The following is a 7,292-nucleotide window of genomic DNA, read 5'->3' as shown; positions in this document are numbered from 1 at the left end:
GCCCTGGGATGGACGGAATTGGGCTGGACGGAACTGGGATGGATAGGACTGGGCTGGGGAGCGCTGGGGTGCCCGAGACGGATGAGCCGGCGGGCGCCAAGCGTTACAGCGGGGCGGGGCTGGGCCTGAGCATTGTCGCCGGAATCGTCAGCGCCCATCAGGGCACGGTCACCGTTGAAAACGTCGACGGCGGATGCAGGTTCTCGCTGTTGCTCCCCGGGCAGGCTTCAGAGGGGCAGGGTTYAGACRKGCAGGGTTCAGACAGGCAGGGYTCAGACGGSCAGGGCTCCGCCGAACAGAGAGCCGCAGGGCACCCRGCGGACGCACAAGCTTCCGTTGAGCCGGCMGCCGGGGGAGTGCCGGGCAGGATTCCGCAAGGCTCGGCGGACGACAACATACGGACAGGACGGACACAGTGAGCAGCGGCGTGGGCTTTGACGGTCAGGGGCATGAAATGGGCGAGACAGTCGCCGGCACGGAACAGCAACGGACGGGAACGCAGGCGCAGCAGGGWCCAACCGGGCAACCGAGTTCCCCCGAAYCGAGTACCYCCGAATCGACAACCCCGGAATCGAGGACCCCCGAACTGCGGACCCCAGGACCAGGGGCCCAGCAACGGCATGCCCGGCGACGGCGCGAYCTATGGGCTGCCGCGGCCGGGCTGGTGGCTGTGGGGACCGCGGTGGTGCTCGGTGAGCTCACGGCCAGCCTGGTGAGCCCCACGGTTTCCCCGGTGACGGCCGTTGGCGGGGCAGTGATTGATACCGTGCCGCCGGGCGTCAAGGAGTGGGTCATCTCGCTGTTCGGCACCGCGGACAAAGTGGCACTCCTCGGCGGGATGGCGCTGGTCATCGCCGCGCTCGCGGCCCTGTCCGGGGTCCTTGAAGTGCGGCGCCGTTTCGCCGGGGTGGTTCTGATTGCGGTGTTCGGCGTTGTGGGCCTCGTGGCCGTGCTCAGCCGGGCCGACCTGACCGCCAACGGTATCCCGGTTCCGGTGCTCGTGGCGCTGGTGGGAATCGCGCTGCTGCGGTGGCTCATCCGGAAACTGCTGGAGTGGCAACCCCTGGAGACCACAGCCACGGTAGATACAGCAGGTGAAACCGGGCCTGCCCGGCGCCGTTTCCTCGTGGCCCTCGGCGGGACCGCCGCGGTTGCCGCCGTCGTCGGTGTGCTCGCCTCCACCCTCAGGGGAGCGGCCGCCGTCGTCAGTGATGTGCGCAGCAAGCTGGTCCTYCCGGCGCCCGCCTCTCCCGAGCCGCCCGTACCCGCCGGTGCCGAGATCCGGCTGGCCGGCCTGAGCCCGCTGGTGACGCCCAACAGGCAGTTCTACAGGATTGACACTGCCCTGCGGGTCCCACTGGTGGACCCACAGGAATGGACGCTAAAGGTGACCGGGATGGTGGATCGGGAGATCGAACTCGACTTTGCCACCCTCCTGGCCAAACCGATGACTGAACGCCATGTGACCATAGCCTGCGTCTCCAACGAGGTTGGCGGGGACCTGATCGGAAATGCCCGCTGGCTCGGCTGGCCGGTCCGCGAACTGCTCGCCATGGCCGGCCCCAAAGCCGGGGCGGACATGGTGCTGTCCCGCAGCACGGACGGCTGGACGGCGGGCACCCCGCTCGAGGCCCTCACCGACRRCCGGGACGCCCTGCTGGTCGTGGGAATGAACGGCGAGCCGCTCCCRCTGGAGCACGGGTTCCCGGTGCGCATGATCGTGCCCGGGCTGTATGGCTACGTCTCGGCCACGAAGTGGATCACCGAGCTGAAAGTGACCCGCTACGCGGACGACGTCGCCTACTGGACACCCCGCGGCTGGAGCGAACGGGGGCCCATCAAGACATCATCCCGGATTGACGTGCCGCGCGACGGGCAAAGCGCGACGGCGGGGACGGTGGTGTTCGGCGGGGTCGCGTGGGCACAGCACACGGGCATCGGCAAGGTGGAGTTGCGCATCAACCGCGGCGACTGGCACCAGGCCGAGCTGGCCCCGGGCATCTCCAAGGACACSTGGTACCAATGGAAGCTGGCGCTTCCGCTGACGCCGGGCCAGTACGAGGTCCAKGTCCGGGCCACCGCACTGGACGGGGTGCCGCAAGTGGAGGAGTCCGCGCCGGTCGCGCCGAACGGAGCCACGGGTTACCACACGGTTAGAGTTGACGTGAAGTCCTAGCGAGCCGAGCAAAGGTCAGGAAACGCATGCACCGCACCGAGACAAGGCATGTCAGCGTGGAAGCACACCGGGACAAGGTGCGTGCACTGCTGGCGCCGCTCAKCACCGAAGCGCGGRTGGAGCGCCTCCCGYTGCTCGACGCCTTGGGYCGGGGACTGGCCGCCGACATCGTGGCGCCCYTGGACCTTCCGCCCTTTGCCAATTCGCAAATGGACGGCTTCGCGATCCGCAGCGCCGACGTGCCCGACGGCGGCACGGAACTGCGCGTCGTCGCGCCCGTCCCGGCCGGTGCCTCACCCGTGGAACTTGCCGCCGGCACGGCGRCYCCGATCATGACCGGGGCGATGATGCCGGCCGGGGCCGACGCCGTCGTTCCCATCGAACAAGCCGTGCCCGATTCCTTCCCCGTGCCCGGGGAGCCCGCCACGGTCCGGGTGCCGGCGGCGGCCGCGGGCACATTCGTGCGCGACGCCGGCAGCGACATCCGCTCCGGCGAGCTCGCCCTCGGCGCCGGGACCTTCCTCGGGCCGGGCCAGCTCGGACTGCTGGCGGCAATGGGCTACACGGAGGTGCCGGTCCGTCCATCCCTTCGGGTCCTCCTGGTCACTACCGGCGACGAAGTCGTGGAACCAGGCAGCCCGCTGGGACCGGGCAAGATCTTTGACTCCAACAGCACGCTGCTCGAGTCCGCCATGCGCCAGGCCGGGCTCCAGGTCACCCGGACCGGCGTCTCCGCGGACCRGCCGGACGAGCTCRCCGAGCTGTTGCGCCGGCATGGGCCCGCCGTGGACCTGATCGTCACAACCGGCGGCGTCAGCAAGGGTGCCTACGAGGTGGTCCGGCAGGCCATGGCGGATCACGACGTCGAGTTCGGCGCCGTGGCGATGCAGCCCGGCGGCCCGCAGGGAATCGGCAGCTTCGACGGTGTCCCTGTSCTGGGRTTCCCCGGCAACCCGGTGAGCTGCCTCGTGTCCTTTGAAATGTTCCTGCGCCCAGTCCTCACGGARCTGATCGGCGCCCCGGCGCCCCGGCCCTCCGTCCGCGCCCGCCTCGCCGCRCCGCTGACCTCCCCGCCGGGCAAGCACCAGGTCCGGCGCGGCACGCTGGCTCCCGACGGCACAGTCCGGCTGGAGGGCGGCGCCGGCTCACACCTGGTCCATGCCCTGGCYCGTTCCAACGCCTTGGTCCACRTYCCCGAGGGRACRGCRGTGCTCTCYGCGGGCGATGAAGTGGAAGTATGGATCCTGTGAATGAAGCAGAAAACGCTGRAGCGRATGCCGCCYCWGCGGAGACCACCCGCCTGACCCACCTCCGCCACGACGGCACGGCGCARATGGTGGATGTRTCCAACAAGGCGCAGTCCACCCGGGARGCCACGGCCACCGCGACCGTCCGCAGCACSGCCGAGGTCCTKTCYCTCCTCGGCGGCGGCGAGCTTCCCAAGGGCGACGCCCTKGCSGTKGCCCGCATCGCCGGRATCATGGCGGCCAAGAAGACGCCCGACCTGATCCCGCTGTGCCACCCGCTGCCGATCGCCAAGGTCACCATCGACTTTGAGCTCGACGCCGACTCCGTGACGATATTTGCCACGGTCAAGACCCGCGGTGTCACCGGGGTCGAGATGGAGGCACTGACYGCCGCGTCGGTCGCGGCACTGAGCGTGTACGACATGATCAAGGCCGTGGACAAACATGCGGTCCTGACCGACATCAAGGTGCTCGCCAAAAGCGGCGGCAAGAGCGGGGACTGGACCCTATGAACATGCCCGAACCGCACCGCCACGGCGAAGCCACCGGGCGGAAGGCCGGCGTCGTGATCGCCTCCACCCGGGCGGCCGCCGGCATCTATGACGACCTCACCGGTCCGGTCATCRTCGACTGGCTGACCGAACACGGCTTCGAACCCTATCCGGCCATGGTGGTCCCCGACGGCGCGCCCGTGGGAGCCGCAATCCGTGCCCTGCTGAGCCAGCAGCCGGCCGTCATCATCACCAGCGGGGGAACGGGCCTGAGCCCCACCGACGCCACGCCTGAGCAGACCCTGCCCCTGCTGGACCGGGAAATCCCGGGCATCATGGAGGGCATTMGGAACGCCGGCATGGCCAAGACGCCGATGGCCATGCTCAGCCGGGGCCACGCGGGCGCGGCMGGGCAGACCTTCATCGTGAACCTGCCCGGATCCCCGAAGGGCGTGATGGATGGCCTGGGCGTGCTGGATCCCATTGTTGGGCACCTCTGCGACCAGCTGGAAGGAAGCCATGGGCACTGACACAGGATTTGAAATCGTTCATGCCGTGCTGAGCGCCGAGCCCATTTCCGTGGAGCAGGCCATCGCGGCGGTCGAGTCGGACACCGCAGGCGCGGTGGTCAGCTTCAGCGGCGTCGTCCGCAACCACGACGGCGGCAGGCAGGTTTCCCGGCTCAGCTACAGCGCCCACCCGACCGCGCACCAGGTGATGGYCGACGTCGTCGCCGGGCTCGTGGCGGAGCACTCGGTCCCGGCGGTCCCTGACCGGGCGTCCGATGCCGSCGACGCCGGCGCCGAAGGCTCCGGGGAACAGCAGCCGGTGCGGATCTGGGCAGCCCACAGGATCGGGATGCTGGRGATCGGCGACCCTGCCCTGGTCTGTGCCGTCTCCGCGGCCCATCGCGGCCAGGCGTTCGCGGTKTGTGCCGAACTCGTGGACCGGATCAAGGCCCAGGTGCCGATCTGGAAGGAACAGTTCTTCGCCGACGGCACTGTCGAATGGGTCGGCGCCGGCGAGTAGGCACGGGACAGTGTTCGCCACTGGACCCGGCCGTGGCTCGCCTTCAGGAGGCAGAGTCAGGAGTCGAGGACCCTGCGSCGGGCCGCGGCCCGGTCGACYCCCAGTTCCTTCAGGAGCGAGGCCGCCGGATCATGTTCGTCGCGGTCCAGCAGCGACAGCAGAAGATTCGCGGTGGTRATMTGTCGCGATTTCTGGGCAATGGCGTACCGCAGCGTGCCTTCGATTACCGACCGGGCCCCTGAGCTGAACGGCGGCTTCTTGCCGCGGCTGGGCATGGTGGCGCGTTGAAATCCCGTCGCGTCTATTCCGATTGACGCSAGTGCCGTGCGGTCCAGCGACGCTRCCGCCGCCCTGGCCTSATCCAGCGTGAYRCCAAGGGTGCCGGCCGGACCTGGATCGTGAAGCGCCCCCAGGAGCAGGTGATCCGTGCCCAGCCGCTTGTCGCCGCTGTAGCGGGCCTCTTCCATTGCAAAGCCAACGATCCTGCGGGTGTCCTCGGCGAATCGTTCAAACATGGTTGATCTCACTCTCGGTATTTTGCGTGGACGGACTGCCTCGAGACGCCCAGGGCGTCCCCGATCTGCTCCCAGGTCCAGCCCTGTTCTCGRGCTGCCCTTACCTGCGCTGCCTCGACCTGTTCCGCCAGGCGATGAAGGGCGCCGACCGCCCGCAGGCCGACCGCGGGGTCAAGCGAATGAATATGCGCGGACAGGTCGTCAGGTTCCATGCTTGTCAGGTTAGACTGACAGGCACTTTCCGTCAATCCAGCCTGACAGGTTCGGAATGGGGGCGACCGGAGCCGGGGTGGGGAGGGTCTGTAACCCGGGGCCGCCGGTTCAGGAAGGCGACGGCCCCGGCKGTAGGGTTGATGGCATGACCGAACAACTCTCCGTYGCCGTGCTGGGCGCCAGCGGGCGCATGGGCGCCGAAGCCGTGAAAGCCATCGACGCCGCCGCGGACCTGACGCTCGTCGCAGCCCTTGGCCGCAACGATTCCCTGGACACGCTGGTCAGCTCCGGCGCGCAGATCGTGGTGGACCTGACCGTCCCCGAAAGCACCGAGGCGAACGTCCGGTTCGCCGTCGAGCACGGCATGCACGCCGTGGTGGGCACCACCGGCTGGGATGCCGGCCGGCTCGCGGGGCTGGAGGAACTCCTTGCCGACCGCCCCGGCGTCGGCGTCCTCATCGCCCCGAACTTCGCCCTCGGTTCGGTCCTGGCYTCCGCCTTCGCCGCCAAGGCGTCCAAGTACTTCGACTCCGTTGAAATCATTGAACTGCACCACCCGGACAAGGTGGATGCCCCCTCCGGGACGGCCGTGCGMACGGCCCAGCTGATCGCGGCCGAGCGGACCGCCGCCGGAGTGCCCTCCAGCCCGGAYGCCACKACCACCGAGCTCGCGGGCGCCCGCGGCTGCGACGTCGACGGCGTCCGGGTCCACAGCGTCCGGCTCCGCGGCCTGGTCGCGCACCAGGAAGTSCTGCTGGGCGGTCCGGGGGAGCAGCTGACGTTCCGCCACGACTCCTTCGACCGGGCCTCGTTCATGCCKGGCGTGCTGCTGGGGATCCGAAACGTGACCGCGCRCCCCGGTCTCACYATGGGSCTCGACGGCTACCTGGACCTGGGGATCTGAGTCCCGTGTCCGCTGCTCTGACTGCCCTGAAAGCCAACCGCACCAAGATCTGGGTGGGTGCCGTCACCCTGCTGCTCGTGTTCTACCTGGTGGTRTCCCTTCAGCGTTCCGTGCTCCTGATGACCGACCCCAGCCTCGTGGCSAAGGCRATCGGCGTCGCCTACCTGGTGCTGCCGGTCATCGGAGCCTGGGCGCTGATCCGGGAGCTGCTGTTTGGTGCCCGCACCGAGCGGTTGGCGAAGATCCTCGAAGCCGAGGGGGGCCTGCCCGAGGACACTTTGCCGCGCACGCCCGCCGGCCGGATCATCCGCGAAGCAGCGGATCTCGAATTTGAGAAGTACCGTGCCGAAGCGGAAGCCGCCCCCGATGACTGGCGCTCCTGGTTCCGGCTGAGCTGTGCGTACGACGCCGCCGGAGACCGCAAGCGGGCCCGTGCCTCGATGCGCGACGCCGTGCGGATGTTCCGAGCAGACGCCCAGAAGCCGTAGCCAGGACCCAGCGATAGCGGGACCCGGCAGCGGCTAGACCTGGCGATAGCTAGACCTGGCAACAGCTAGACCTGGCTGAAGCGGGAAGCTGAGGCGCGGCCGCGGTAATTGGCGCCTGGACCTGCCGGCACCTGGACCTAGCGGAAGCGGGATGTCTGGCGGATGGGGGCCGGCTGGTAGCGGCCCACCTGGTTGGCCGCATGGGTCACCCACTCCAGGGGCCCCCGCC

Annotated in this window: 10 protein-coding genes; 8 read left to right on the top strand and 2 right to left on the bottom strand. The window is 69.1% G+C overall.

Annotation, left to right across the window (positions count from 1 at the left end; all coding sequences use genetic code 11):
- Window positions 1–8: 8 nt before the first annotated feature.
- From AC1DEY_RS22345 to AC1DEY_RS22320, 6 genes are read left to right on the top strand one after another with little or no spacing between them, the layout of a single operon-like run.
- Window positions 9–419 carry an ATP-binding protein gene (locus AC1DEY_RS22345; protein ID WP_476869905.1) on the top strand — a complete coding sequence of 137 codons (411 nt, stop codon included), beginning with the start codon at window positions 9–11 and terminating at the stop codon, window positions 417–419.
- 35 nt (window positions 420–454) lie between these two features.
- Window positions 455–2,176: a molybdopterin-dependent oxidoreductase gene (locus AC1DEY_RS22340; RefSeq protein ID WP_476869904.1), complete on the top strand. Its 1,722-nt coding sequence runs from the start codon at window positions 455–457 to the stop codon at window positions 2,174–2,176.
- Window positions 2,177–2,202: 26 nt separating this feature from the next.
- Window positions 2,203–3,426 carry a molybdopterin molybdotransferase MoeA gene (locus AC1DEY_RS22335; RefSeq protein WP_476869903.1) on the top strand — a complete coding sequence of 408 codons (1,224 nt, stop codon included), beginning with the start codon at window positions 2,203–2,205 and terminating at the stop codon, window positions 3,424–3,426.
- A complete protein-coding gene (gene moaC, locus AC1DEY_RS22330) occupies window positions 3,414–3,935 on the top strand; it encodes a cyclic pyranopterin monophosphate synthase MoaC (protein WP_476869902.1) in 522 nt (173 codons plus the stop codon). The genes AC1DEY_RS22335 and moaC overlap by 13 nt, the downstream gene beginning before the upstream one ends.
- Window positions 3,932–4,444 (top strand): MogA/MoaB family molybdenum cofactor biosynthesis protein, encoded by a 513-nt coding sequence (locus tag AC1DEY_RS22325; protein ID WP_476869901.1) that lies wholly within the window; start codon window positions 3,932–3,934, stop codon window positions 4,442–4,444. Before moaC ends, AC1DEY_RS22325 begins: the two co-directional genes overlap by 4 nt.
- Window positions 4,434–4,943, top strand: a complete 510-nt coding sequence (locus AC1DEY_RS22320) for a molybdenum cofactor biosynthesis protein MoaE (RefSeq protein WP_476869900.1) — start codon at window positions 4,434–4,436, stop codon at window positions 4,941–4,943. The genes AC1DEY_RS22325 and AC1DEY_RS22320 overlap by 11 nt, the downstream gene beginning before the upstream one ends.
- A gap of 56 nt (window positions 4,944–4,999) precedes the next feature.
- On the opposite strand, the gene AC1DEY_RS22315 is transcribed toward AC1DEY_RS22320, so the two are convergent.
- A complete protein-coding gene (locus AC1DEY_RS22315) occupies window positions 5,000–5,458 on the bottom strand; it encodes a Clp protease N-terminal domain-containing protein (protein ID WP_476869899.1) in 459 nt (152 codons plus the stop codon).
- Between the two features lie 8 nt (window positions 5,459–5,466).
- A complete protein-coding gene (locus tag AC1DEY_RS22310; protein WP_441409431.1) occupies window positions 5,467–5,670 on the bottom strand; it encodes a helix-turn-helix domain-containing protein in 204 nt (67 codons plus the stop codon).
- Window positions 5,671–5,816: 146 nt separating this feature from the next.
- Here AC1DEY_RS22310 and dapB point away from each other — a divergent pair, with 146 nt between their 5' ends.
- Both dapB and AC1DEY_RS22300 read left to right on the top strand, forming a co-directional pair.
- Window positions 5,817–6,575 (top strand): 4-hydroxy-tetrahydrodipicolinate reductase, encoded by a 759-nt coding sequence (dapB, locus tag AC1DEY_RS22305; RefSeq protein ID WP_476869898.1) that lies wholly within the window; start codon window positions 5,817–5,819, stop codon window positions 6,573–6,575.
- A 5-nt stretch (window positions 6,576–6,580) separates the two neighbouring features.
- Window positions 6,581–7,063, top strand: a complete 483-nt coding sequence (locus tag AC1DEY_RS22300; protein WP_476869897.1) for a hypothetical protein — start codon at window positions 6,581–6,583, stop codon at window positions 7,061–7,063.
- Window positions 7,064–7,292 lie beyond the last annotated feature (229 nt).

It is taken from the genome of Arthrobacter sp. 05T47, assembly GCF_056395825.1.
Note: the sequence above shows the minus strand (reverse complement) of the source record. Positions and strands in the feature narration are given on the sequence as shown.